General features: G+C 71.2%; 26 protein-coding genes. 10 read left to right on the top strand and 16 right to left on the bottom strand.

What is annotated here, in order from left to right:
• Nucleotides 1–24 precede the first annotated feature (24 nt).
• Entirely contained in the window at nucleotides 25–675 is a 651-nt protein-coding gene (locus IE195_RS01790; protein ID WP_191267284.1) for a response regulator, read from the bottom strand.
• A complete protein-coding gene (locus IE195_RS01785) occupies nucleotides 672–1,895 on the bottom strand; it encodes a sensor histidine kinase (RefSeq protein WP_191267282.1) in 1,224 nt (407 codons plus the stop codon). The genes IE195_RS01790 and IE195_RS01785 overlap by 4 nt, the downstream gene beginning before the upstream one ends.
• A 243-nt stretch (nucleotides 1,896–2,138) precedes the next feature.
• On the opposite strand from IE195_RS01785, the gene IE195_RS01780 reads away from it, so the two are divergent.
• The gene (locus tag IE195_RS01780) at nucleotides 2,139–3,392 is read left to right on the top strand and encodes a DUF418 domain-containing protein (protein ID WP_229826046.1); all 1,254 of its coding nucleotides are present in this window, start codon (nucleotides 2,139–2,141) and stop codon (nucleotides 3,390–3,392) included.
• A 70-nt stretch (nucleotides 3,393–3,462) separates the two neighbouring features.
• Here the strand turns inward: IE195_RS01780 and IE195_RS01775 are convergent, their stop codons facing one another.
• Nucleotides 3,463–3,747 carry a MoaD/ThiS family protein gene (locus tag IE195_RS01775; protein ID WP_191267279.1) on the bottom strand — a complete coding sequence of 95 codons (285 nt, stop codon included), beginning with the start codon at nucleotides 3,745–3,747 and terminating at the stop codon, nucleotides 3,463–3,465.
• Nucleotide 3,748: 1 nt separating this feature from the next.
• Nucleotides 3,749–4,852, bottom strand: coding sequence for a WD40/YVTN/BNR-like repeat-containing protein (locus IE195_RS01770; RefSeq protein ID WP_191267277.1), 1,104 nt, complete (start codon nucleotides 4,850–4,852; stop codon nucleotides 3,749–3,751).
• Nucleotides 4,853–5,330: 478 nt separating this feature from the next.
• Here IE195_RS01770 and IE195_RS01765 point away from each other — a divergent pair, with 478 nt between their 5' ends.
• Nucleotides 5,331–5,924 (top strand): TetR/AcrR family transcriptional regulator, encoded by a 594-nt coding sequence (locus tag IE195_RS01765; RefSeq protein ID WP_191267273.1) that lies wholly within the window; start codon nucleotides 5,331–5,333, stop codon nucleotides 5,922–5,924.
• 196 nt (nucleotides 5,925–6,120) lie between these two features.
• On the opposite strand, the gene IE195_RS01760 is transcribed toward IE195_RS01765, so the two are convergent.
• Nucleotides 6,121–7,008: a hypothetical protein gene (locus tag IE195_RS01760; protein WP_191267270.1), complete on the bottom strand. Its 888-nt coding sequence runs from the start codon at nucleotides 7,006–7,008 to the stop codon at nucleotides 6,121–6,123.
• A 241-nt stretch (nucleotides 7,009–7,249) separates the two neighbouring features.
• Between IE195_RS01760 and IE195_RS01755 the strand changes: the two genes are divergently transcribed.
• The 3 genes from IE195_RS01755 (at nucleotide 7,250) to IE195_RS01745 (ending at nucleotide 9,340) form a co-directional block, all read left to right on the top strand.
• Nucleotides 7,250–8,350 carry an enoyl-CoA hydratase/isomerase family protein gene (locus IE195_RS01755; protein WP_191267266.1) on the top strand — a complete coding sequence of 367 codons (1,101 nt, stop codon included), beginning with the start codon at nucleotides 7,250–7,252 and terminating at the stop codon, nucleotides 8,348–8,350.
• A 118-nt stretch (nucleotides 8,351–8,468) separates the two neighbouring features.
• On the top strand, nucleotides 8,469–8,906 hold the full coding sequence (locus IE195_RS01750) for a hypothetical protein (protein WP_191267264.1): 438 nt from the start codon (nucleotides 8,469–8,471) through the stop codon (nucleotides 8,904–8,906).
• 194 nt (nucleotides 8,907–9,100) lie between these two features.
• A complete protein-coding gene (locus IE195_RS01745) occupies nucleotides 9,101–9,340 on the top strand; it encodes a hypothetical protein (protein ID WP_191267260.1) in 240 nt (79 codons plus the stop codon).
• Nucleotides 9,341–9,462: 122 nt separating this feature from the next.
• On the opposite strand, the gene IE195_RS01740 is transcribed toward IE195_RS01745, so the two are convergent.
• Nucleotides 9,463–10,488, bottom strand: a complete 1,026-nt coding sequence (locus IE195_RS01740; protein ID WP_191267258.1) for a methyltransferase — start codon at nucleotides 10,486–10,488, stop codon at nucleotides 9,463–9,465.
• Between the two features lie 200 nt (nucleotides 10,489–10,688).
• Between IE195_RS01740 and IE195_RS01735 the strand changes: the two genes are divergently transcribed.
• Nucleotides 10,689–11,429 (top strand): dienelactone hydrolase family protein, encoded by a 741-nt coding sequence (locus IE195_RS01735; RefSeq protein ID WP_191267253.1) that lies wholly within the window; start codon nucleotides 10,689–10,691, stop codon nucleotides 11,427–11,429.
• Here IE195_RS01735 and IE195_RS01730 read toward each other — a convergent pair.
• From IE195_RS01730 to IE195_RS01690, 9 genes are all read right to left on the bottom strand, one after another.
• Nucleotides 11,426–12,076 carry a hypothetical protein gene (locus IE195_RS01730; protein ID WP_191267249.1) on the bottom strand — a complete coding sequence of 217 codons (651 nt, stop codon included), beginning with the start codon at nucleotides 12,074–12,076 and terminating at the stop codon, nucleotides 11,426–11,428. The two genes, IE195_RS01735 and IE195_RS01730, sit on opposite strands and share 4 nt — an antisense overlap.
• Nucleotides 12,077–12,199: 123 nt before the next feature.
• A complete protein-coding gene (locus IE195_RS01725) occupies nucleotides 12,200–13,129 on the bottom strand; it encodes a hypothetical protein (RefSeq protein ID WP_191267245.1) in 930 nt (309 codons plus the stop codon).
• Between the two features lie 247 nt (nucleotides 13,130–13,376).
• Complete coding sequence (locus IE195_RS01720; RefSeq protein ID WP_191267243.1) at nucleotides 13,377–14,051, bottom strand: hypothetical protein; 675 nt, start codon at nucleotides 14,049–14,051, stop codon at nucleotides 13,377–13,379.
• 163 nt (nucleotides 14,052–14,214) lie between these two features.
• Nucleotides 14,215–14,625 carry a monovalent cation/H(+) antiporter subunit G gene (mnhG, locus tag IE195_RS01715; protein ID WP_191267240.1) on the bottom strand — a complete coding sequence of 137 codons (411 nt, stop codon included), beginning with the start codon at nucleotides 14,623–14,625 and terminating at the stop codon, nucleotides 14,215–14,217.
• Nucleotides 14,618–14,941 (bottom strand): monovalent cation/H+ antiporter complex subunit F, encoded by a 324-nt coding sequence (locus tag IE195_RS01710; protein WP_191267237.1) that lies wholly within the window; start codon nucleotides 14,939–14,941, stop codon nucleotides 14,618–14,620. The genes mnhG and IE195_RS01710 overlap by 8 nt, the downstream gene beginning before the upstream one ends.
• Nucleotides 14,938–15,549 carry a Na+/H+ antiporter subunit E gene (locus IE195_RS01705; protein ID WP_191267234.1) on the bottom strand — a complete coding sequence of 204 codons (612 nt, stop codon included), beginning with the start codon at nucleotides 15,547–15,549 and terminating at the stop codon, nucleotides 14,938–14,940. Before IE195_RS01705 ends, IE195_RS01710 begins: the two co-directional genes overlap by 4 nt.
• Nucleotides 15,546–17,207: a Na+/H+ antiporter subunit D gene (locus IE195_RS01700; protein ID WP_191267232.1), complete on the bottom strand. Its 1,662-nt coding sequence runs from the start codon at nucleotides 17,205–17,207 to the stop codon at nucleotides 15,546–15,548. The genes IE195_RS01705 and IE195_RS01700 overlap by 4 nt, the downstream gene beginning before the upstream one ends.
• Before the next feature lie 2 nt (nucleotides 17,208–17,209).
• Nucleotides 17,210–18,040, bottom strand: coding sequence for a Na(+)/H(+) antiporter subunit C (locus tag IE195_RS01695; RefSeq protein ID WP_191267230.1), 831 nt, complete (start codon nucleotides 18,038–18,040; stop codon nucleotides 17,210–17,212).
• Complete coding sequence (locus IE195_RS01690; protein ID WP_191268039.1) at nucleotides 18,037–20,994, bottom strand: Na+/H+ antiporter subunit A; 2,958 nt, start codon at nucleotides 20,992–20,994, stop codon at nucleotides 18,037–18,039. Before IE195_RS01690 ends, IE195_RS01695 begins: the two co-directional genes overlap by 4 nt.
• A 249-nt stretch (nucleotides 20,995–21,243) precedes the next feature.
• Between IE195_RS01690 and IE195_RS01685 the strand changes: the two genes are divergently transcribed.
• The 3 genes from IE195_RS01685 (at nucleotide 21,244) to IE195_RS01675 (ending at nucleotide 23,162) form a co-directional block, all read left to right on the top strand.
• A complete protein-coding gene (locus IE195_RS01685) occupies nucleotides 21,244–21,738 on the top strand; it encodes a MarR family winged helix-turn-helix transcriptional regulator (protein ID WP_191267228.1) in 495 nt (164 codons plus the stop codon).
• Nucleotides 21,739–21,897: 159 nt separating this feature from the next.
• Nucleotides 21,898–22,554 (top strand): ClpP family protease, encoded by a 657-nt coding sequence (locus tag IE195_RS01680; protein WP_191267226.1) that lies wholly within the window; start codon nucleotides 21,898–21,900, stop codon nucleotides 22,552–22,554.
• Nucleotides 22,551–23,162 (top strand): ATP-dependent Clp protease proteolytic subunit, encoded by a 612-nt coding sequence (locus IE195_RS01675; RefSeq protein WP_191267224.1) that lies wholly within the window; start codon nucleotides 22,551–22,553, stop codon nucleotides 23,160–23,162. The genes IE195_RS01680 and IE195_RS01675 overlap by 4 nt, the downstream gene beginning before the upstream one ends.
• Before the next feature lie 37 nt (nucleotides 23,163–23,199).
• Here the strand turns inward: IE195_RS01675 and IE195_RS01670 are convergent, their stop codons facing one another.
• The gene (locus IE195_RS01670) at nucleotides 23,200–23,601 is read right to left on the bottom strand and encodes a helix-turn-helix domain-containing protein (RefSeq protein ID WP_191267220.1); all 402 of its coding nucleotides are present in this window, start codon (nucleotides 23,599–23,601) and stop codon (nucleotides 23,200–23,202) included.
• A 263-nt stretch (nucleotides 23,602–23,864) separates the two neighbouring features.
• Between IE195_RS01670 and IE195_RS01665 the strand changes: the two genes are divergently transcribed.
• Nucleotides 23,865–24,125 (top strand): GlsB/YeaQ/YmgE family stress response membrane protein, encoded by a 261-nt coding sequence (locus IE195_RS01665; RefSeq protein WP_191267216.1) that lies wholly within the window; start codon nucleotides 23,865–23,867, stop codon nucleotides 24,123–24,125.
• Nucleotides 24,126–24,171: the final 46 nt, after the last annotated feature.

Raw genomic sequence — 24,171 nt, 5'->3', positions numbered from 1 at the left:
AGCGCCGCGGCCCTCCGCGGCTGCTCAGGACATGAGTCCGCCCCGGTACGCCCAAGCGGCGATCTCCACCCGGTTGCGGGCGCCCAGCTTTTCCTGGACCCGGGCCAGGTGCGTTTTGACCGTGCTCACGGTGACGTGCAGCTCCGCCGCCACCTCGGTGTTGGTCAGCCCGCGCGCCACGGTGCGCACGATGTCCAGTTCGCGCGCGGTCAGTCCGGCCCCGGCCGGGTCCCGCCGGGGGGCGGGGGCGCTCGCGAAGTGCCGGAGCAGACGCACCGTGATCCGGGGCGAGACCAGCGCGTCGCCCCGGGCCGCGGCCCGCACCGCCTCGATCAGCAGTGCGGGCCCCGCGTCCTTGAGCAGGAAGCCGACCGCGCCGCCGGTCAGCGCCGCGTGCACGTACTCGTCCAGGTCGAAGGTGGTCACCACGACCACCCGCAGGGGGTCGGCCACGTCCGGACCGGCCAACCGCCGGGTCGCCTCCAGACCGTCGATCCCGGGCATCCGGATGTCCATGAGGACCACGTCCGGCCGCAGCTCCCCGGCGAGCCGGACCGCCTCGATCCCGTCACCGGCCTCCCCGACCACCGAGATCCCGTCCTCGGCGTCGAGCATGTAGCGAAAACCCGTCCGGACCATCTGCTGGTCGTCGGCGAGCAGTACCCGAACCGTCACTCCCGGCCGTCCCCTCCGTTTCGGGCGGGGATGGTCCCCCGCACCGTCCAACCCTGCCCCACCCCGTCGGGGCCCGCCGTCAGCTCACCGTTGAGGAGGCGGGCGCGTTCGGCCATCCCCACCAGCCCGTGGCCGCCGCCCACCGGCCTCCCGGCGCCCCGGCCGTCGTCGTCGACCCGGATCAGGACCTCCCCGTCATCTGCTGTCACCACCACACTCACCCGGGTGGCGCCCCGGGCGTACCGCAGCGCGTTGGTCACTGACTCCTGGGCGATCCGCAGCACCGCCGTGCCCACCTCCGGGGGCAGCTCCCCGATCGGGCCGGACACGTGCACCGTCACCTCGGGCCGCCCGGGCGCGGCGGGGGCAGCGAGCGCGGTCAGCCCCTCGGCGGGGTTGGAAGCCAGCGGTGCCTCACCCGGCTCCCGCAGCCGGGAGACCATCCCCCGCATGGACTCCAGGGCCCGGGTGCCCGACGCCTCGATCTCGGGCAGTGCCGCCCGGATCGCCGCGGGGTTGCGGTCCGCGATGTGCCGCAGCGCCTGTGCCTGCACCACGATCCCGGTGACCTCGTGGGCCACCACGTCGTGCAGGTCGCGGGCGATGGCCAGCCGCTCCGCCGACCGGACCCGTTCCACGTGCCCTCGGCGTTCGGCCGCGTGCCAGCGCAGGTACAGGCCCGGGGCCAGCCCCGTCGCGACCATCAGCAGCGTGCTGGAGAGGTAGAGGCCGGTGGGTTCGCGCAGGTAGTCGGAGAAGAAGGCGGCCAAAGCCAGTACCGACACCACGGCGATCTGCCAGGCTCGGCAGCGCAGTCCGGCCAGGGCCAGGACCACGATCACTCCGGCGGTCTCGGCCATGGTGATCGGGAAGCCGAACATCCCCTTGGGCAGCGGCCACAGCAGTACCGACACGGTCAGGACGGACAGGGGTACCGCGATCCCGGCCGCCAGCGTCGCCCGGGGACCCGACCGGGGCACGGACACCAGGACCACGGCCAGGACACAGACCGCCCCGGAGACCGCACCGGCGAAGTCCATCGGGCCCGTGGGCGGGCCGGGCCAGTCCTCGACGGTCGGGATCTGCAGCGCGGCCCGCAGGTCCAGCACCCACAGCAGGATCATCATCGCGGACAGGCCGGGTGCCGCGAAGTGCCGCAGTGTCCGGGACCTCTGGTCGAACGCGGCGAAGAACCTGCTCAGGACGGTGGTGCGGCTCATGGTGTTCAGGTTAGGCCGATGCCCCGGAGCGGGCATCGGTCAAAGGGACGAACCGCGGAGCACGTTCACCGGCGGGGCGGGGAGTCCCGCCGGGCCCCTCCGGCGTGAGCGGTGCGCCGTCGGTCGCCGGGCGTCGTCGATCGGCCGAAAGGCTGACCCGGCGGGGAGGCGTTTCGGCTGTTCGGGTGATGTGCGGCGGGTACCGGGCGGGTGATGCTGGGGGCCGTCTCACAAGGAGGACCCGTGACCGCAGAGCCGACCCCGGCCGCAGCGCCGCCCGAAGCAGACCCGCGCACACCCGCGGACGGGGGAGCGCCCGCGCCCCGCAGGAGGGTCGCCTTCCTGGACGCGGCCCGCGCCCTGGCGATGATCGGTGTGGTGGCGATGAACGCGCCCACCGTCGTCTTCGCCGCGGAACGGCTCGGAGAGCGTGAACAGAGCACCCTGGCCTCGGTCGTGGACGGCGGGCTGAGCGTGCTGATGTCCGGCAAGGCCCGTGCGCTGCTCATGCTGCTGCTGGGCGTGGGCGCCGTCCTCGCCTGGCGGGCAGCGGCCCGGCGCGGGGGACGGCCGATGGTGCTCATGCTGCGCCGCTACGTGGTCCTGGGCCTGCTCTTCGGGGCGCCGCACCTGATGGTGTTCTCCGGGGACATCCTCACCCACTACTCGCTCACCGTACTGCTGCTCGCCCCGTTGATGCCGTTCCTGCTGTCCGGCTCGCGGGCCCGGCCGTTCTGGTCCGCGGTGGCCCTGTTCGCCGCGGCGCCGTTCCTCGCGTACGGGGCGGGCGAGCTGCTCCCGGGCGGCCCGGGCGGCCTGGTCATGCTGATCCCGCAGACCCTCGGGTTCTTCTGCGTGGGCGTGTGGCTCGCACGCAGGCCCGAACTCTCGCCGGAGCGCGTCGGCGGACCCGCTCGTCTCCCGCTGCGCCTGCTGTGGGCGGGACTGGTCGGGCAGGTGCTCGGCATGGTTACCATGTTCGGCTCCGACCTGTTCTTCCCCATGGAGTTCGACGCTCAGGGCATCCCGGCGCTGGGACCCGACGGCATGCCGGTGGTCCACCCCGGCGCGGACATGATGATGTCCCTCGGAGGCAGCCTCTCCGGCCTGGGCGGAGGCCTGTTCTTCCTTGGCCTGGTGTGGTGGCTGTTCACTCGTGACCGGACCGCTGCCAGGGCCCTGGGCGCCCTGGCCCCGCTGGGGAGGATGACGCTCACCGTCTACCTGGGCAGCACCGCGGTGTTCCTGTTGACCATGAAGCCGTTCGAAGGGGTGATCCCGATCCTGGCGCAGTACGGGATCGCCGCCGCCTACTTCATGGTGATGGCCCTCTTCGCCCGCTGGTGGCTGGGCAGCTTCAGGCTCGGCCCCCTGGAGTGGGTCTGGCGGAGCCTCACCTACCTGCGTCCCATGCCGATGCGCGGGGTGCGGGACGAGGGGGAGCCGCGGCGTCCGGAGAGCGCCGTGCTGCCCGGGCACGGCGGTCACGCCGGATAGCCGCACCTCCGGCACGTCGCACGAGGGGTCCGGGCCCGGAAACGTTCGTTTCGGTCCCGGGTCCCCCGGTTCAACCCCCGGCCACCGAGGGGAGCAGGCGTACGTCCGCCCCCTCGTGGACGGGGGCGTCCAGCCCGCCGACGGACCGGCACTCGTCCTGGTCCACGAACACGTTCACGTACCGGCGCAGTTCGCCCCGCTCGTCCCGGATCCGCCGGTCCAGGCCCGGATGGCGGGCGGCCAGTTCGTCCAGTACCCCGCCCAACGCGGCGCCGTCGACGACCTCCAGCGGGACGTGGGCGGCCCCCTCGGCGTCGGCCCGCAGCACGCTGGTCAGGTGCACGGTCACCCGCATCTCACACCTGCCCCGCCCGGACGCACAGCACATCGGGCAGGTGTGCGGCCACCTGGTGCCAGCGCTCGCCGTCGTCGGTGATGGCGTAGACGTCCCCGGAGCGGGTGCCGAAGTAGAAACCGGGTACGTCGGCGCCGTCGGTGCAGGCGGCGTCGCGCAGCACGATCCCGAAGTACGGGTCCTCGGGCAGGCCCCGGTTGACCGGCCGCCAGGAGTCGCCGCCGTCGTCGGTGCGGTAGGCACTCAGCCTGTGGTCCGGCGGGAAGTGCACCTCCTGGCTGACCACGGGGAAGTTCAGCGCGGTCCCTGGCCGGTGCGGGTGGGTGACCATCGCGAAGCCGAAGTCCGTGGGCAGGCCCTCCTCGATCCGGGTCCAGCCGTCGTCGGCGGGGGCCGCGCTCCGGTAGACCCCGTGGTGGTTCTGCGCGTAGAACGAACCGTCGGAGGCGGCGGCGACCTTGTGCACGCACTGGCCGTACTCGGGCTCCTCGTCCGGCAGGAACCCCGCGGAGATACCGCGGTTGGCCGGCGCCCAACTGGCTCCGCCGTCCTCGGTCTGGTAGACACCACCGGTGGACATCGCCACGGTGAGCGCCTCGGGGGAGCGGCGTCCCGCGCCGAGGACGCCGGGCAGGACGGTGTGGATCGCGGCGCCCCCGGCCCCGGGGAACCAGTTGCTCCGGTGCGGGTGGTCCCACAGGGCGCGGACGAGGTCGAAGCTGTCGCCGCCGTCGGAGGAACGGAACAGGGCGTGCGGCTCCACCCCGGCGTAGACGGTGTCCGGGTCCGGGCCGAAGGCGAACTGCCAGGCGCGGGTGAGTGAGGCCCCGGTGTCCTCGGGGAAGGCGATCGGCGGCGTCCCCGGTTCGCTCCAGGTGTCGCCGCGGTCGTCGCTGTGCCAGACGCTCGGTCCGAAGTGCCAGCTCTCCGTTCCGGCGAGCAGGCGCCCGGTGTACGGGTTGATCCCGACGGTGTAGACGGGGCTCATCCCGGCGTCGTTGGCCTCGTCGAGGCGGTGCGGTCCGTTCACCTCCCACGCACGCCGATCCTCGCTCCGGGCCGTGAACAGGCCCTTACGTGTACCGATGACCAGGAGATATGCCATGAAGAACCCCCGAGTGTGAGTCAGGTCTCCACTCTGGCACAGGGGTGTGACATTCGGGGGGACCGGCGGGGAGGGGTGCGGGGGGCGCCGAGGCGACCTTGCCCAAGGGGTTGCGGACGTCTCGGTAAGTTAATAGTTAGGAACCCGAACGATTTGCCGTGGTGACTAATTCGCCTTGAGTGAAAATGGTGACCCTCCCAGAGGGATAACTTCTGTGAGGAGGGAACCTTTTCCGGGCAAGGGTTCCGCGGCGAGGGGAAGGCGGTTGTCAGTACCAGATCTCTTTGCAATAAACTCCCGGGCCAACCGGTGTTCGCATCCGAGGCCCTCCCAGGCCTCGGACGGCCGGTGACAGCCCGTCATCCAGCCCGGAAGACTTCCCGCTCCCTCGGTCTCCCGGTCCGTTTCGGGACCACCGTCCCTATGGCCGGTCCCGCGTACCAAAGAGAACCGAGTTCCCACTCGATAGGGTCGCCCCATGCACCACCCCCCGGACACACTCCACGCTCGCAAACGTCGTAAGGCGAGGGCCACGATCGTGTCAGCAGCCTTCCAACTCTTCGCCGAGCACGGATTCGACAACGTCACGGTTGCCGCCATCGCGGAACGCGCCGAGGTCGGCCGCACCACCTTCTTCCGGTACTTCGGTGACAAACAACAGGTGCTGTTCGCCGACGACGGTGCCGAGGTGGACCGCATGTGCGCCTACGTGCTCGACAAGGCGGACCGGCCGCTGGGCGGCGACCTCGGGGCCGCGCTCACCCTGCTTCGCGAGGCCGCCGTCGCCACCAGGCCCTACGCCGCACTGTCCCCCGCCCACTCCGCGGTCCTGGTCCGCCTGCTCAGAGAGAGCGTCGACCTCAGATCCCGCTACCTGCTCACCCGACAGCAGCGGGCGTTCCGTCTCGCCGGGGCCCTGACCGAGGCGGGGGCGGACGAGAACACCGCCGTCCTGGCCGGCCACGCCGCGATGGCCTGCGAACTCACCGCGATGCGGCTGGCCGAGGGGCCGGAGCTCTTCCCCACGCACGTGGACGAGGCCTACGGGATGCTGCACACCCTCGGGAACTGACACCGTCCAGGCGACGGGGCCGAGACCGCCCGGAACCCCGACCGGCCCCGCCGGGAGCCGGAAGGGGGCACGGGCGGGGGCTCAGGCGTCGTGCCCGCGTACCAGGCCGCCGGAGCACGGCGCCAGGCTGGGTCGCGGTCGGGGGCACGCGGCGAGCGGGGCCGGACGCGGCGCGCCCGGCCCCGTGTCCGGCGGGTCAGTCGAAGAGCTCGTCGGTGTGTTTCACCCCGACGGCCCTGGTGATCCAGGTGTCGAGCCGGTCGGAGTCGGCGCACTCCTCGATCCGCCTGCGCGCGTCTGGTCCGACCGAAACGGGGAGTACGTCCAGAAGGCGGAGGAGCGCCTCTCGTTTGCCCTGGACCAGGCCCGCTTCTCGGCCTTCCTCAAGGCCCTCTTCGCGTCCCTGACCGACGTACTTGCGGGCGAAGTCGCTCTGCCACTCGTAGGTGCCGGTTGCCATGAGTTCCTCCCACATCAGTCGAGCCGCCGCGCTGAGCTTGGACTCGATGAAGTCATAATAAACGAGACGGGTGTGTTCGGGCAGGCCGTCCAGGGCCGATTCGGCGGCCTTGAGCACCGCCGGGTTGTCTCCATGGGCGGCAGCCGAGAGGACGGCGAGCTTGGGGAGGCGCTTCGCCCGGTCGATGTCGTCAACGACCGGGGTGTTGCTCGGTCCCAGGACCGCTGGCCTGAGGACCGCCCCTCCGGTCTCCAACTCGATGGGGGTGCGGGCCCACCGCTCCGTGCGGTTGTCCGGGCACACCACCATCAGCCGTACGGGGCAGCGGAGTTCCTCTCTGACGGTGGCGAGGTACAGGGGCCAGGTGTAGGGCTTGTCCTCGTCCACCTTCTGCTGGACCTCGGTGATGATGGCCAGCACCTTGGTGCAGTCGTGGTCGTACAACACGACCACCTTGTCCGATTTGAAGGACTGGGGCGTGAGCTTGGTGTGGTCGCCGCAGCCGAGCTCCGCGCGGGCGAAGTCGGGTACGGGGAAGCCGATCGTGTCACGCAGCATGAGCGGGGCCAGGGCGGGCTGTTTCTGGAACAGCCTTACCTGCAGTTCGTGGTCGAATCCGGGCATGGCATGAAACTACAGAGAGTAGTCGCGCGATGCTGGTGGAATCCGGAAATCAGTCGGTGCCGACCGTGAAGAGGACGGCGGAGGCCCGCCGACCGGGACCTCCGGCTCCCCGGGGGCACCGCTACCGAGCCGAGGACGGTCTTGAGAGGATCGTGTGCGGCCTTCGGGCGCCCCGAATCCTGGAAGGAACCACCGAGACCATGAGCCCCATCATCGCTCGCCGGACCACCGGAGCCGCCGGATGACCAGTGACGGGACCCCCGACGAAGCCACGGTGCTGCTGCGCGTCCACGGCTCGCTCGCCCGCGCCACGCTCAACCGGCCGCGCACCATCAACGCCCTCGACCACGGCATGGTCCGTGTGCTCGCGGACGCCCTCACCGCCTGGGAGAAGGACGAGAGGATCTCGGCGGTGCTGCTCGACGGTGCCGGTGAACGCGGTCTGTGCGCGGGCGGCGACATCCGCGCCATCCGCGCCAGCGCCGTGACCGGGGACCGGCGGGCAGCCGACTTCTGGCGGGACGAGTACCGCCTCAACGCCCAGATCGCTCGCTATCCCAAGCCGTATGTCGCTCTCATGGACGGTGTGGTCATGGGCGGCGGGGTCGGTGTCTCCGCGCACGGCGGGGTCCGTGTGGTCACCGAGCGTTCCAGGGTGGGCATGCCGGAGACCACCATCGGGTTCGTGCCTGACGTCGGCGGCACCTATCTGCTGTCACGGGCCCCGGGCGAAACCGGGACCCACCTGGCGCTCACCGGTGCCGCTGTCGGTGCCGCGGACGCCGTGTACACCGGCATGGCCGACCACTACGTGCCCTCCGAACACCTGCCCGAACTGGTCCGCGCGCTCGCGGAAACGGTCACGGAGGCCGACGTCGTCGAGGTTGTGGGCCGCTTCGCGCAGACCGCACCAGCCGGGGACCTGGCGTCCCGGCGGGCCTGGATCGACACCTGTTACGCGGCCGACACCGCCGAGGAGATCGTGGCGCGGCTGCGCGCCCACGGCGACCCGGAGGCGGCGAAGGCGGCCGAGACCGTCGGGGGCAAGTCGCCGACCTCGGTGAAGACCGCCCTGGCGGCGCTGCGCCGGGCCCGTGCGCTGGCCACCCTGGAGGAGGTCCTGGAACAGGAGTACCGGGTCTCCACGGCCGCGCTGGCCTGGCCGGACCTGGCGGAGGGCATCCGGGCCCAGGTGGTCGACAAGGACCGTCGGCCCAGGTGGTCCCCGGCCGCGCTGGCGGAGGTCGCCGACACCGACGTCGCCCGGGCCTTCGACCCCGCACCGGACGGGCCGCTCGGTCTCGCCGAGCCCGGGGCGGGCACCACGCGGACGGGGCCGTAGCCGCCTGTCGGCAGGACGAGCCGACAGGACGAACCGAACGGAACCGGGTGTTGCGTGAGGTGCCCGGGTGGTACATCTGTTGGACACACCACCCCCCACGACTGTGCCAGGAGCCCCCGTGTCGTATCACCACCCGCTGCCCCAGACCCTGTCCGTCGCGCGGATCCTGCTTTTTGTCAGGTTCGCGCTCGGAGTCCTGTCCTACGTCCTCACCCTGGCGCTCCTGGACGGCATGAGCCGGTCCGAGGCCGATCTCGACTACGGGATGACCAAGGGCGTGCTGGCGTTCCTGCTGCTGCTCGGGACCGCGATGGCCGTCTTCGACTACTACGTCGCGGCCACCGTGAAACGGGGCGGGCGGCGGGCGCAGACGTTCGCCCGGACGGCCGCCGGTCTCGGCTTCGCCGGTGTGCTGCTCAACCTGGTGCTGGGGCGGTGGCTCAACGCCGTCGTCGCACTGGCACTGGCCGTCGCGGTCGTCCTGCTCGTGGAGAGGGCTCCCTCCCGCGAGTGGTTCGAGGTGACGCAGCGGGGCGCGAAGTACACCGGCGGCTGACGGTCCGGGGCCGTCGGGCCCGCTGGAGAAAGGGGCCGGAGGAGCAGAACCCGATACCTCGACCGTGTGTCTCACAGAGACCGTGCCCGAGGCGGAAAGCGCCGGGCGTGTCAGTGAGAACGAGGAGTCCCCATGTCCCCCAGACCCGGAGCGGTCACAGCGATCCAGGCTTCCTCCTGGTGATCGGTGTCGGTATGACCCTCTTCGAGTGCTACGTCGCCGCGGCCATCGGGCGGGGCGGCGAGCGCACCCGGACACTCGTCCGCACGGTGGTGGGTATCGGCGTCGCGAGTCTGGCGCTCAATCTGTTGATGGGTGACTTCAACGTCATCGGGCTGGTCATCGTTGTCGTCGTCCTCGTCCTCAACGAGGGCGCCACCGCCAGGCACTGGTACGAGGAGACCGAGGCCCCGGCCGCCCACCGGAGCCGCTGATCCCGCCACGGAGCGGCTTCCGTCCCGCCCGGCGGTGAGATCCGGGCGGCGTGCGCGTCGACGGGGGAGCGGATGCGGAGGGGCGCGTCACCCGTGGTGACGGGCGCGAGCGGCGCCCCGGGTCACTCGGGGCGGCCGACGGTGAACTCCTGGAGCCTGATCCCGTGTGATTCGTGGTCCCCGGCCAGGCTCAGCCCCGCCTCCGCCGCCAGCGCCGCCAACTCCTCGCCGTCCCGCTCCCGTCCGTTGAAGTACGCCAGCATCCGCACGTCGAGTTCGCTCATCGCCTCCCCGCCGCCGTACTCGGCGACCAGCACGGTCCCGCTCGGTCCGGCCGCCTCGGCGCAGCGGCGCAGGATCGCGCGGGCCGAGGCGTCGTCCCAGTCGTGCAGGATCCAGCACAGCAGGTAGGCGTCGCCGCCTTCGGGCAACGGGTCGAAGAAGCTGCCCTCGACCGCCGTGGCACGGTCCGCCAGCCCGGCGTGCCGGAAGGCCTCCCGGGCGGCCGCCGCCGGTCCGGGCAGGTCCACGACGGTTCCGCGCGGCCGGGGGAAGCGCTCCAGCAGCACCTGCAGCAGGGAACCGTCCCCGCCGCCCACGTCCACGAGGTGCTCCAGCGCCTCCCACTCGTACATCCCGGCCAGGGTCCGGGCCTGGGCGGCCATGCGCGCCCCCATGATGTTGTCGAAGGACGCGGACAGCTCCGGGTCGGCGGACAGGTCCTCCCAGAACGAGGAACCTCCGAAGTGCAGCCCGTAAGCGGGTTGCCCGGTGCGCAGCGCCTCGGTCAGCTCCGCCAGGCACAGGTCCGCCCGCCCGTGCGCGCTGTCGGCGGCGAACCAGTCCAGCCGCGAGTACGGGTGGTCCGAGCACAGCGAGGCGCCGGTCCCGGTGAGGGCGTACCGCTCGCCCTCCCGGGTGAACAGGCCCTCGCCCGCCAGGTGCCGCAACACCCGGGCCAGGGCCTCGGGCCGTGCCCCGACCGCCTCGCCCAGTTCCCGGGCGGTTCGCGGACCGTCGGCCAGGTGGTCGGCCACCCGCAGGGTCGCCACCGCCCGGATCGCCATCGGGGTGACCAGGCTGGCCTTGGCCCAGAGCCGTGCGGCCGCGTCCCTGGCCGCCCGGGTGCTCTCGGATTCCACGCCCATCGAACGCCCCCTCAGTCTCGCCTCTCTTCGGGAGGTTATCCGCGGGCCCGGGCGTCCGGGGGGCAGCGTGCCGTAACGGCCGCTTCCGGTCACACCGTGCGCGGCGGGGCCGGGCCCGGCGAGCCCTCCGGCGGGCCCCTGCCCTAGGGTCGGCGGGGCGGGGAGCGGCCCGGGGGGCCACCGACACACGGGAGAGAGCCATGCCGGAGATCGATCTCAGCGACCTGGCCCGGGACGGCGGCGGTTCGCCGAACCTGCGCGCCTACCTGGCCCGGCCCGAGGGCGAGGGGCCCTGGCCAGGGGTGGTGGTGGCGCACGAGGTCTTCGGGGCCGACGAACAGATGCGCCGGCACGCCGACCGGATGGCCCGGGCCGGTTACCTCACGGTCCTTCCGGACCTCTACAGCGACGGCGGCGGGCTGCGCTGTGTCCGGGGGGTCGTCAGCGCGCTCGGTGCCGGACACGGGCGGGCCTTCACCGACCTGCTCGCCGGGCGGGACTGGCTCCGCGCCCGGAACGACTGCACCGGGAGGGTGGGGGTGCTCGGTTTCTGCCTGGGCGGCGGTTTCGCGATCGCCTCGGCTCCCGACTTCGACGCCTCCGCACCCAACTACGGGTACCTGCCCGGGGACCTCCAGGCGGTCGCGGCCCGTTCCTGCCCGGTGGTCGCCAGCTACGCCGGCAGGGACCGCACCCTGGTCGGGGCCGCCGACCGGTTGCGGGGCGCTCTTCGGGAGGCGGGCGTGCCCAACGACGTCAAGGAGTACCCCGACGCCGGGCACTCCTTCCTCAACGAGGCCCCCAACGGCCCGAAGCCGCTGCGTGTGGTGCTGCGCGCGATGGGCACCGGACCGCACCCGGAGTCCGCGGCCGACGCCTGGGAGCGGATCGGGTCCTTCTTCGCCGAGCACCTGGGCGGGGAACGGGAAGCGGAGTCCTAGCCGGTCGCCGGCCCGTGGAAGCCCTGACGGCGTTCGACGAGCAGACGCCGCCTGTGCCGGTTGCGCCGGACCGCCGTGGTGATGAGGACCGGCAGCCCGAGCAGCAGGCCCAGGAACGACGGGACGAAGGCCCACAGCAACGTGCCCGCCACACCCCGGACGAACTCGGCGCCGCCGTCACCGACGTCGGCCACCGCGAACTCCGCGCCGCCGGAGGTGCCGGGGCAGGAGAGCGTGTACTCCCCGGTCCCCGGCGCCTCCTGGGCCCCGACCAACGACCAGCTCTCCGAACCGGTGTCCACGTCGTGGCTGTACCCCGGTAGGCCGAACCCGGATTCGGTGCCGTCGGGCCGCACCAGGACGCACGTGTCCGCGTCCCCGCCGGAGGAGTACAGGCCCAGGAGGGTGTCGGTCTCCGTCACGGTGAAGACGGTCTCCTGACCGGAGGACACCCTGGCCTCGAACTCCGGCAGGGCCACCGTGGAGAGAACGGAGACGAGGAATCCGACGAGGGCCGTAACGAGCCCGCCGACCAGGACCAGGGCGCCCACGGCGTACCAGGACCGGCCGGGACGCAGTTCACGCGGGTCGACGCGGATCGGTGCCGGGCCGGGGCGGCCGTGCGGTGGCGGGTGGGGGAAACTCATGGCTGCACCTTCGTGCCGGGTACGGGCGGGGTCCACCGGCGGGCGCCCGCCGGTGTCCGGTGTGACGCACGGAGGACGCGCTCCGGTTCCGTGCTCCTCCCTGACGGTTTCCTGCCGGGGACGTCAGCCGTGCCGCCGGCCCTGCCCGTTGGCCCAGGCGTGGTACGCGCGGGCCTGGTACTCGCGGACCAGCCGCTGGCGGTGGTTGCCGCGCCTGATCGCGACCGCGACCGGCAGGGCCACGGACAGGAGCGCGCCCAGGGCGACCGACAGCATCAGTGTCCCGAACCCGGTGAGCATGGCCTGGTCGTACTCGACCGCGATGTCGGTGTCGGCGATCACGTACTCGGTGTCGGAGGAGCCGGAGCATTCCAGCGTGTACTGGCCCGGGGAGCTGACCGAGACCGAGTGGGCCAGCCGCCACTCGCCGTGGCTGTAGCTGACGACCCTCTCCACGAGCCGGGGGCCGCCCCAGCCGGACAGGCGGCAGGAGTCGGGGTCCCCGTCGCGGGGCGCCACGTACAGGCCCAGTGAGCCCGTCTGCCCCTCCTCCACCTGGAACACGGTGCTGCCGCCGCCCGGCACGACCTCGGAGGCGAACTCGGGCGGGTCCTGGGGGGCGTTGCTGCCGAACAGCCAGAAGGCGGACGCGCCCAGCGCGACGCAGAGCACCAGACCGACGGGCCCGAGCAGCATCCAGCGGAGTCTGGGCCGGACGTCCTGCGCGGGGACGTGCACCGGGGGAGGGACCACGACGTATCCGGGGGACGTGGCGTAACCGGGGGGAGGGGCGTACCCCGGGGGAGGGGCGTGGGCGGCCACGGCCGAGTACCGGCGCTGTGCGCGCCGGCTGGACAGCCTGCTGGTGCGCATGACCAGTACGGTCACGCACACGACCAGCGACACCAGGAAGGTGAGCATCGGGGACAGGATGCCGCCGACGATCAGGGCCGGGGAGGCTTCGGGGTTGTCACTGAGCAGCAGGACGCTGATCAGCAGGTTCACCGGGAAGATCGCTCCGCCCACCCAGTACCAGAACCGAGCGGGCTTCACGTCGGGGAGCGGTTCCCCGGTGCCCGGTCGTGCGGGTGCGACGGGCGGATCGGGGGGACCGGCGTGCTGCGGGGGCCCGGCGGGTGGGTGCTGCGGTCGCAGGTACTGCGTGGGCGGCGGGGCGCCCTGCGGCGCCTTCGGCAGCCGTAGGTCCTGCGGAGGTGGAGGAGAAGCGGAGGGCGGCTGGTGCCCGCCGGGCGGCGGGCCTTCCTCGGGGATCGGCATAGGGGGTCTGCTGCTTTCGGTGTCAGCTCTGCTGGGGGGTTCGTTGGTGATGTGGGGCGTCTGGTGCGGGCTCCCGGATGGCAAGGGCCAGCTTGCGCGCTGAACTCCGGCGGAGCGCCGTGAACACCCCGACCACGATCGCCGCGAGTAGCAGGGGCGGAGCCACGAAGACGGTGATGGCGGCGGTGACGAAGATCTGGCTGTCCACAGCCTGGAGGGGGCTCGCGGAGGCGAGAGCGTACTTGCTCGCCGAGTCCGTACAGGCAATCCTGTAGAGGCCTGGTTCCGAGGTGTCCAGGGGCCCCAGAGCGTCCCATTCCCCGTAGCCTTCCGCGTGCTGGTAGCGCGTCTCAGGGGAACGGAAGGAGCCCTCCGGCGGGTAGTAGACACAGCTTCCCCTTTCGGGACCGGAGCTGAAGAGCGCCCAGGCGTCGGCCTCGCCTTCACCGACGTCGAATTCGACCGTCTCGTCTGGGGTGAACTGCTCGATGGCGTTCGGAGAACCCTTGATCGGGTTGCCGTTCAACAGGAGAGACAGCCCGAACAGCAGCACCGCTGTGAGAGCGAGCCCGCCTGACCACCGGTAGCCGCGCTTGCCCGGTGTCTTCTGTGCTGTGGGAGCTTGGGGCGCCCGGGCCGTCGGAGCGGCCGTGGGGGGAACCGGGTACGGTTTCGGATGCTCAGGGAGATGGGTCATGCGCACAGTGTTGCAGAATCAGGTGACACTGGAGAAAAGGGCCTTAGTGGACTTTGTGGTGTGTTCCACGCTCTTTGCGTCCAGCCACTCACCGCGGGGCACCGACCTGCCCGAGCCACCGGTTGAGGACCGGTGCGGACCCCTCAGAGAGGTCCGCACCCCGCTAGGAGGTGCCTTCGCCGGGCGGCCGGTCCCGTACCGCTCGGCGCTTGGCCTCCAGCCGCTCCTCCAGTTCGTCGGTGACCACCAGGTCGTGGCGGATCCGGCCGGTCCGGTATCCCACCCGGGCCGCGATATGGCCCGCGACCGGGACGGTGACGATCTGGAAGAGGCCGACCAGGACCAGGGTGCCGAAGTCGAACACCCCGGTCTCCTCCACCGGCATGATGCGCAGCCCGATACCGAGCAGTACCAGCAGCATGCCCAGCACCTGCGGCTTGGCCGCGGTGTGCATCCGGGAGAGCAGGTCGGGAAAGCGGATCAGGCCCACCGCGGCGACGAAGGACAGCAGGGCCCCGGCCAGGATGCACAGGATCGCGACCCAGTCCAGGACGCTGACGAACTGTTCACTCACGGCTTTCCCCCTGTTCGGTGGTCGCCGGGTACACGGTGTCCTCCGGACGGGCGTGCTCCTCGGGACGCCTGGCGACGAACTTGGAGATACTGATCGATCCGACGAAACCCAGCAGTGACAGCACCAGCAGGGTGGGCAGGATCGTGGGATCACGGTTGAAGGCCGCGTAGGCGCCGAGCCCCGTCAGCGCGGAGGCCAACAGCACGTCCACGGACAGCGCCCGGTCCAGGATGCTCGGCCCCAGCAGGAGCCGGGCGGTACCGAGCAGCGAGGCAACACCGAGCAGGACGGCGATGACGACCCACAGCGCGTTCACGCGTTCTCCTTCCCGGCCGCCGTCGCGGCCTCCAGATCGGTGATGTCCTTCCGGGTGCCGAGCGCCCGGACGATCCGCTCCTCCAGGGTGAGGATGATCTGTTTGGACTCCTGAGCCTCGGCATCGCTCTCCGCGCCCAGCATGTGCACGTACAGGATGTGCTCGGGCTGGGCGACCTCGACGATCACGCTGCCGGGGATCACCGAGGCGGCGATCGCGGTGCACACGAGCATCAGGTCGGAGTCGGTGCGCATCTGCACGGCCACCACCGAACTCCGCACCGGGGGGCCGGGGCGGAACACCTGAGCCGTCACCTGGAAGCTGGCGACGACCATCTTCCCCAGGACGTGGCAGAACAGGCGGACGCACTGCACCGGCCAGAAGCGGAAACCGGGCACGATGGGCGGCAGCGGGAAGACCATCATGATCGCCGCTGACACCAGGAACCCCAGGAGTGCGATCCCCAGGGACTCCGGGCGGGGTTCGAACCCCTTGAACAGCAGCATCCACACCAGGGTCATCCCGAGCGCGACCGGGATCTGCACCTTGCCGAGCCGGCGCCGGAGCGCGTTCAGGCCCCTGCCCCTCCTGGTCTTCAGGTCGTTCATCGGGAACCTCCCAGGACCGCTTCGATGTAGGGCCGTTGGGCCTGGAGGTCGACCGCCGCGTCGGAGGCGTAGCCGATGAGCGGTCCGGCGAACACGGTCATGGCCAGGCCGAACGCGACCAGTGCGACCGTGGCGCCCACCATGCTCTTCGGCAGGACCACCGAGGTCACCACCGGGGTGGCCGCGGTGGTGGTGTCGCTCAGCCGCGATGACGGGCCGACCGCCTCCTCCGAGGGGCCGAGCGCCGCGGTCGAGGTGTCGTCGGCTTCGGAGTCCTCCAGGACGGTGCCGGGTTCGGCCACCATGCCCTCGGCCGGAGTGCGCCAGAACGCGTAGTTCCACACCCGTGCGATGACGTACAGGGTCAGCAGACTGGTCATCACCGAGGTGCCGACCAGTGTGTAGGAGAGCGGCGTGCCCGCGTCCACCCCGGCCTGCAGCAGCCCGACCTTGCCCAGGAAACCGGACAGCGGCGGGATGCCTCCCAGGTTCATCGCGGGGATGAAGAACAGGACCGCGAGCACCGGGGCGATCTTGGCCAGACCGCCCAGGCGGTCCAGGGAGGTGGACCCGCCCCTGCGTTCGATCAGACCCGTGACCAGGAACAGTGTGGTCTGCACGGTGATGTGGTGCGCGATGTAGAACACCGCCCCCGCCATGCCCTGCTCGGTGCCCAGCGCCACCCCGAAGACCATGTAGCCGATGTGGCTGACCAGGGTGAACGACAGCAGACGTTTGATGTCGGTCTGCGCCACGGCGCCCAGGATGCCCATGAGCATGGTCGCCAGGGCCACCCACATCAGTGCGTCGTTGAGCTGGGTCCCCGGAAAGAGGAGGGTCTGCGTGCGGATGATCGCGTACACGCCGACCTTGGTCAGCAGACCCGCGAACACCGCGGTGACCGGGGCGGGCGCGGTCGGATAGGAGTCCGGCAGCCAGGCGGCCAGCGGGAACACCGCGGCCTTGATACCGAACGCGATCAGCAGGATCACCTGCAGGACCAGGGCCAGGTCGGAGGAGAGTTCGGGGATGCGCTCGCCCAGCTGGGCCATGTTCACCGTGCCGGTCGCGCCGAACACCAGCGCGATGGCGATGAGGAACAGCACCGAGGAGACCAGCGAGACCACCACGTAGATGGCGCCCGCCCGCATCCGCGACTGCGTGCCGCCCAGGGTCAGCAGCACGTAGCTGGCGGTCAGCAGGATCTCGAACCCGACGTACAGGTTGAAGAGGTCACCGGCGAGGAAGGCGTTGGAGACGCCGGCGACCAGGATCAGGTAGGTCGGCTGGTACACCGACAGCGGCGCCACCTCGGCCTTGCCCGCCATCCCCTGGCCGATGGAGTACACCAGCACGGCCAGCGTGATCGCCGCCGACACCGTCACCATCAGCGCGGACAGCCGGTCGGCCACCAGGTTGATGCCGACCGGGGCCTCCCAGCCGCCCACGTGGACCACCTGGGGGCCGAACACGTCGGCGCCCACCATCAGCGCGGCCCCGATCACCAGCACCAGCGCCAGCGAGATGACGCTCAGCCACTGCTGGACCCGCGGCCAGCGGATGCCCATGGCCAGTTTGACCCCGGCCGCGAAGAGCGGCAGCACCACCGGCAGGGGGATGAGGTAGTGGAGGATACCGGCGAAGTAGTCCCATCCCATGGTCAGTCGTTCCCTTGCAGTTCGCTGTCCTCGGCGCGTGCCAGGCGTTCCCGCTCCGCCCTCATGGTCTGGCGCGCCTGGCGCCGCTGCGAGCGGATGCGGCGGCGCAGTTCACGCCACAGCTCGCGCTCGGCGGCGCGGTCGGCGCGCCGGTGCTCACGCAGTCGTTTGCGGCCCAGCCGGATGCGGCCGCGCAGCTCCGTCACCTGGTTGACCATGTTCTGCTGGCGGTCGGTCAGGCGGCGGACGGTCTCCTCGGAGTGCTCGTCGGAGCGGCCGTCCTCGGCCTCGACCTCGAATCTGGCCAGCTCGGCCTGGGCTGCCGCGATCTCCGCCTTGATACGGGCCTGTTCGGCCAGTTCCTGGGCGTCGGCCGCCGCGATGGTGGCCTGGAGTTCGGCGCGCTGGCGGCGGATGTCCGCCCGCAGCCTGCGGCGTTCCTTGAGGAAGCGCTGCCGCACGGCGCGGCGCCCCTCGCCCTGCAGGATGCGCAGGTCCTCCGCGTCGTCCTGGACCTCGTCGTTGCCTTCGAGCTGCCAGCTCCGGTAGGCGAGGGCCAACAGGAACGCCGTGATGCCGAGGGTGATGACGATGGCCGTCAGGATCATCGCCTGCGGCAGGGGGTCGGTCATCTCGTCCGCGTCGTTGAACCACAGGAGCGGCGGCCCGCCCCCCTGACCGGCCATGGCCATGATCATCAGGTTGACGCCGTTGCTCATCACGATGAAGCCCAGCAGCACCCGGGTCAGGCTGCGCTCCAGCAGGAGCACGACACCGACCGCCACCAGGACGCCGATGACGAGGACGAGGGTCAGGCTTGGTGACTCGTTCACGAGGTGACCTCCTCGGCGCGTGCCCGGCCCTCGGCCCCGGCGGTCTCCCCCACGTGTACGGCGTCCCGTTCGATCTGTTCGTCGATGCGCGCGCCCAGGCTCCGCAGGATGTCCAGGATCAGTCCGATCACCAGCAGGTACACGCCGATGTCGAAGATCAGGGAGACCGTTAGGTGGGCCTCGCCGAGGAAGCCGAAGCTGATGTGGGCGTCGCCGCCGGCGAGGACGTCCCCGCCGAAGACCGCCCCGCCCAGGGCGGTGCCGGTGGCCAGGGCCAGGCCGGCGCCGATCAGCGCGCCCGGCTGTACCCACGCGGTGGCGTACAGCTCGAACCTGCCGCCCGCCAGGTAGCGGACGATGAACGCCAGGCCCGCCACGATACCGCCGGCGAACCCGCCGCCGATGTCGGTGTGACCGGTGAGGAGCAGGTACACCGAGAGGACCATGACCACCGGGAAGAGGAAGCGGGACACCACCTCGAAGATGATCGACCGGCGTTCGGTGGGCAGGTTTCCGGCCCCGGGCAGCCAGGTGCGCTCCCACCGGGGTTTGACGTGCAGGTTCCGCGGTGCGATCCGGAGGTCTCCCAGGTCCGGGCGGGTGTGTCCGGCGGCGGGCTCCGGAGCCGGTGTGACGGACAGGGCCATCACCCCGCCGGGCGCCTTGCGGGGCTGGGCCCGGCGGCGGACGAACATCAGGCTGGCGACACCGGCGGCCGCGGCGGCGAGCACCGAGATCTCACCCATGGTGTCCCAGGCGCGGACGTCGACCAGCAGCACGGAGACGATGTTGTAGCCGCCAGCCTCGTCGGCCGCGGCCTCGTAGCCCTCGGAGATCGAGGGCTCCTGCCGTCCCGCCAGGGCGAACCAGGTCATCGACGCCATCACCAGGCCGGTGGCCAGGCCGATGGCCATGTTCCAGATGCGGCGGCCGCGCAGGGCGGGGACCGAGAAGTGGGTCGGGAAGCGGCGCAGCACCAGGACGAAGACCACCAGGCTGACGGTCTCCACGAGGAACTGGGTGAGGGCGATGTCCGGTGCGCCCTGGAGGTAGTACAGGGCCGCCACGCCGTACCCGCCGATGCCGACGAGGATCACCGCGAACAGGCGCCGTCGCACGAACAGGATCAGCAGGCAGGTGATCACGATGATCAGGGCCGGGATGACCTGGACCGGGGTGTCCCAGAGGCGGAGGTCGGGGCTGGGGCCCTCCCAGAGCCGGCCGGTGACCATCGGGACTCCGGCCGCCACCACCAGGGCGATCAGGATGGTGCCGAGGTAGACCGGCAGCGAACCGCGCTGGGTGCTGCCGGTGACCTGGAGGGCCAGGTTCTCCAGCCCGGCGAGCATCCGCCGGTAGTTGCGCTCCGGGTTGACGAAGGACAGGCGGTTGCCGAGCCACACCACCCGGTGCCGGAAGCGGAAGAGCACCAGGCCGCCGACCACGCAGGCTGCGGACAGCAGGAGCGGTGGTTCCCAGCCGTGCCACAGCGCGAGATGGGTCGTGTACTCCTCGTGCGGCCCCGGCGGGACCGTGTCGGCGTAGACCGCGAGGAACGGGTCGGCCCAGCCGGAGGCGGGGCCGCCGAACAGGCCCAGTCCGGCCAGGACGGCCGCGGGTGTCAGGAACAGGGCCCCGGGGGCGTGGACCGGGGTCGGCCGCACGCCCTCCTTGTCGAGGAAGGCGCCCCAGAGGAAGCGGAGGCTGTAGGCGACCGTGAGGGCTGAGCCCGCGACCAGACCTGCCAGGACCAGGGTGTCGAGTGTGCCGCCGTGGGTGTAGGCGCCGAAGGCGAGCTCCTTGGCCGCGAAACCCGCTGTGGGCGGCAGACCGGCCATGGAGGCCAGCGCCAGGACCGTGGTCCAGAAGGTGGCTGGCATGGATCTGCGCAGGCCGGAGAGCTCGCGCAGGTCCCTGGTGCCGGTGCTGTGGTCGATGATGCCGACCACGAGGAACAGGGGGGCCTTGAACAGCGAGTGCGCGATGAGCATCGCGATACCGGCGAGGGCGGCGGCCCGGGTGCCGGTGCCCAGCAGGGCGATGAGGAAACCGAGCTGGCTGATGGTGCCGTAGGCCAGGACGAGCTTGAGGTCGAACTGGCGCAGCGCCTTCCAACCGCCGAGGAGCATGGTGCCCACACCGAAGAGCAGGGCCATGCCCTGCCAGACGACGGTGTCGCCGAAGGCCGGGGTGAGGCGGGCGACCAGGTAGACGCCGGCCTTGACCATCGCCGCGGCGTGCAGGTACCCGGAGACCGGTGTGGGCGCCTGCATGGCGGCGGGCAGCCAGAGGCTGAACGGGAACAGCGCCGACTTGGACATCGCCCCGACCATGATCAGCACGAGGGCCGTGTTGACCGCGGCGCCGGCCGCGGGCGGGTCGGCGACGATGTCGGAGATCACGTAGGTTCCGGCGGCCTCGCCGAGCGTGATCATGCCGACCAGCATCGCCAGGCCGCCGAAGGTGGTGACGGTCAGGGCCGTCATCGCCGCGCGGCGGCTCTCCTTCGCCTCGGCCTTGTGTCCGATGAGGAGGTAGGAGAAGACCGTGGTCAGCTCCCAGTAGACGAAGAGCTGGATGAGGTCGTCGGCCAGGACCAGGCCGAGCATGGCGCCGGCGAAGGCGACGAACACGCCGGCGAAACGCCCGAGGCCGGGTTCGGAGTCCTCGAAGTAACGCGCGCAGTAGACCAGGATCAGGGTGCCCACGCCGGCGGCGATCAGTGTCATCACCAGGCCGAGGGCGTCCATGTGGAGGCCGAGTCGGAGCGAGAACTCGGGCGCCCACTCGGTGCTTTCGGACCGGGTGCCGCCGCGGAGCACGTCCGGGAGCTGGAGGAGGGCCCACACGGTGGCCAGGCCGGGGACGACCGCGAGCGCGTAGAAGCCGTTACGGCCCCACAGACGCACCAGTAACGGTGCGACCGCAGCGGTGATGAAATGCGCGACCAGCACTGTTGTCAATGCGCCCCTCCCGGACCGGTCCGGGCCCACCCGGGTGTTCGGGCGGACGTCCACCGCCCCCGCGGCGGATCGCTTCGCCCGCAACCGGATCAGTGGGCGGGGTGTCGCCAGCGTTTCGAGGGGGCATGGATCTACTTGAATTTGCGTACTTAAGCTATCTAATAGCTAGACTACACAAACGTCAAACCACCGCGCGGGTCGAGTACCCGCGTCACACGCCCAGCCTGCGAGGACTGTTTCGTGCCCGACGAGACCCCCGAGCCCTGTTCCGACCAGCAGGAACCCGCCGAGTCCGAGGCGGCGGAGCTCGAAGAGTTCCAACGTGTGTGGACCGAGCTGATCAACGCGGCGCTCCACGCCCGCTCCCGGGGCGGACACGGCCACCGCGGCACGGGGGACCTCACACTGACACAGTCGCTGCTGATGGAGGCGGTGCGCGGAATGGACGGCCCGAGTGTCGGTGCGGTCGCCCACATCGTCGGCGTGTCCTCACCCTCGGCCACCCGCATGATCCAGCAGCTCGAACGCAAGGGGATGGTGGTCCGGCGCCGCTCCGAACGTGACGAACGCAGCACCGTGGTCACCATCACGGCGGAGGGCGAGCGGGCCCTCGCCGAACGCCGCAGCTACATGGAGTGCAAACAGCGCCAGGTCTTCGACGCGATAAGGCCCTCGCTGCGCCCCGTCGTCCTCGACGTCCTGCGCGATCTGCGACAGGCCATAGAGGACACCTGATCCGCCCCCGGGCCTGAGCGGCCCCGGGCGGGTCTGCCGTGGGCAGATCTGCCCCGGGCCGAAAAGGTGGAGGTCGCAGACCTGCGCGGCACAGGCTGGGTGCACCGGCGGGAACGGACGAGTGGTCCGCTCCGCGAGGCGCCGGGACAGGGAGAGCTCATGCCGATCCACCACCGGCTCGCCGCGGAGTACGCGCCGAGCGGGACCTTCGACGACCAGCTCGCCGCGCGCCTGCTGCGCAGCCGCGTCGTGATGCTGGGCACACAGGTCGACGAGGACAGCGCCAACCGCGTCTGCGCCCAGATCCTCCTGCTCGCCGACGAGGACCCCCACAAGGACATCACCCTGGCGATCAACAGCCCCGGCGGGGTCGTCTCCGCGGGGCTGGCCATCTACGACACGATGAACTTCGTACCCAACGACGTCTCCACCCTGGTCATGGGGTTCGCCGCGAGCATGGGCCAGTTCCTGGCCTGCACGGGCACCCCGGGTAAGCGCTACAGCCTGCCGCACGCCCGCATCATGATGCACCAGCCCTCCGGCGGACTGGGCGGGACCGCCGCCGACATCGCCATCCAGGCCGAGAACCTGGCCCACACCAAGCGGACCATGGTCGGACTCATCGCCAGGCACACCGGCCAGAGCGAGGAGACCATCGCCGGGGACCAGCACAGGGACGCATGGTTCACCGCCGAGGAGGCCCGTGACTACGGGTTCGTCGACCACGTGGTCGACTCGGTCGGCCAGATGGCGGTCGGGATGCGCCTGGGCGGCACCTCGCCCGGGTTCGCGACGCGGACGGGAGGCGACAGGTGAGCGGGCGTTACACGGTACCGATGGTGGTCGAGCGGACCCCGCACGGAGAGCGTTCGTTCGACGTGTTCAGCCGTCTGCTGTCCGAGCGGATCGTCTTCCTGGGCACCCCGATCGACGACGACGTCGCCAACGTCGTCATGGCGCAGATGCTCCACCTGGACTACGAGAGCCCGGACATGGACATCCAGCTCTACATCAACTCGCCGGGCGGCTCGAACACCGCGCTGACCGCCGTCTACGACACGATGCGCTTCGTCCGCGCGGACGTGGCCACGGTCTGCATGGGACAGGCCGCCTCCGCCGCGGCAGTGCTGCTCGCCGCCGGGACCCCGGGCAAGCGGGCGGCCCTGGAACACGCCCGGGTGCTCCTCCACCAGCCCTCCGCCGAGGGCCGGGGAGAGGCCGCCGACCTGGAGATCCAGGCCGCCGAGATCCTGCGGGTCCGCTCCCAGGTGGAGGAGATCCTGTCCCGGCACACGGGTCAGAGCCAGGAACGGCTGCGGGCCGACACCGACCGGGACAAGATCTTCACCGCCCACCAGGCCAGGGAGTACGGCCTGGTGGACGGGATCATCACCACCCGCGAGCCCGGTCCGGCCGTCGGTTGAGGACTGTCCGGGCCCCGGGTTCCGGGGCCCGGACGGGTCAGGCCGCCAGGGACATGACCAGGGCCTGCCCGGAACGGGAGGGCGCGGTGGTACCGGCGCGCGACAGGTGCGCCCGGCGCTGCCCGACCCGCTCGAAGCGGGCGGGGGAGGTGCGCCGGTGGAGCTCGCCGAGGACGTCGGCGATGCCCAGCCCCAGGGACCGGTAGACCGCGGCGAGGACCTCGGAGGAGGCCTCCTTGCGGCCGCGTTCGATCTCCGACAGGTAGGGGAGGGACACCTGGGCTGCCTCGGCCACCTCGCGCAGGGTCCGGGCCTGTTCCGTGCGTGTGCGGCGCAGCAGGTCACCGATGAGGTCGCGCATCAGGGGTTCGGCCGCGCCCTCCCCGGCGCGGTCGCCCCCGCGGGCCCCGTCCAGGGAGCGTAGGACGCTTTCGGACATCGGTGCCTCCCGGTCGTTCTGGGTCCAGGCCTTCGAGCCTATGCCGGGGGCAGCCGTAGCGGTAGGGGATCCGGTGGCCTTCTGCGGGCGGCAGAACGCCGTGCCGGGCGGGGTTCGGCACGGCGCCTTCCGCCGCGCGGACGCACGCGGAGTACGTGAAGTCGCCAAGCACGGGCAAAACCTTCGGGTCGGGTGGTGCCAGGCGGTGTTCCGAGCGCCCCCAGTGGGAACGGGGTGAGGGCGTCTACCTTGGGGGAGGACCCGTGGAGATCTCCGGCATCATCAGCGCGCTCATCATCGGTTTGATCATCGGTGCGCTGGGGCGGCTCGTCGTTCCCGGCAAGCAGCACCTGCCCATCTGGCTGACCCTGCTCCTGGGCATCGTGGCCGCCTTCATCGGTGGGTGGATCGGCGGCATGATCTGGGACGCCTTCCTGTTCGTGCTGATCGTTCAGGTCCTCGTGGCGGCGGGGATCGTCTACCTCGCGGACGGCATGTACTCCAAGAACGCGAACACGGCCTGACCGCGGCCGAAGTACACGGAACCGCCTGACAGGCCGTCGCACCGAC

Origin of the sequence: Nocardiopsis terrae, assembly GCF_014651695.1 — a bacterium.
In the GTDB taxonomy this organism is placed as follows: Bacteria; Actinomycetota; Actinomycetes; order Streptosporangiales; family Streptosporangiaceae; genus Nocardiopsis; species Nocardiopsis terrae.
The sequence above is the reverse complement of the archived record's forward strand: the minus strand, read 5'-3'. Positions and strand labels throughout refer to the sequence as shown.